General features: G+C 75.6%; 1 pseudogene. It reads left to right on the top strand.

Going from position 1 to position 569, the window contains the following annotated elements:
- Nucleotides 1-187: 187 nt before the first annotated feature.
- Nucleotides 188-569 (top strand): annotated as a pseudogene (locus tag ACYVE9_RS30315) (AraC family transcriptional regulator); the annotation flags it as partial.

Here is a 569-nt window from a genome sequence, read left to right as displayed (position 1 = left end):
GGGCGCTCGGTGCGGTCGGCGGGCTGGTGGGCGGCGCCGGGGGGCCGGGGCGGCGCGGCGGTTGCGGGCGGTGCGTGCTGGTGCGCCGGCGTTGAGGTCTGGGGTGTCTTGGCCACGGCGTTCATGCTGTCCGGGCCGCTCGGCGCACACGAGTGGCCGGATGGCCATGATGTGCAAGGATCGGGCCATGGACATCTCCCCCGGGCACTTCCGGCACCCCTCCCGGCACAAGGTCGCGGTCCTGGTGCGGGACGGGCTGCTGCCGATCGAGGTGGGCATCGCGCACCGGATACTCGGCGGCGCCCGGTCCGCTGCCGGGGAGTCGCTGTACGAGGTCCTCACCTGTGCGCTCGCCCCGGGTGAGGTCCGGGCCGACGCCGACTTCTCGGTCAACGTCAGCCACGGCCCGCAGGCGCTGGCCGAGGCGGACACGGTGATCGTGCCGGCCGCCCACGAGGCGGACGCGACCCTCTCACGCGGCGCACTCGGCGGCCCGCTGACCGAGGCGCTGGCCCTGATCCGCCCCGGCGCCCGGATCGCGTCCATCTGCACCGGCGCCTTCGTCCTGG

The organism is Streptomyces sparsus, from assembly GCF_054776295.1.
Note: the sequence above shows the minus strand (reverse complement) of the source record. Positions and strands in the feature narration are given on the sequence as shown.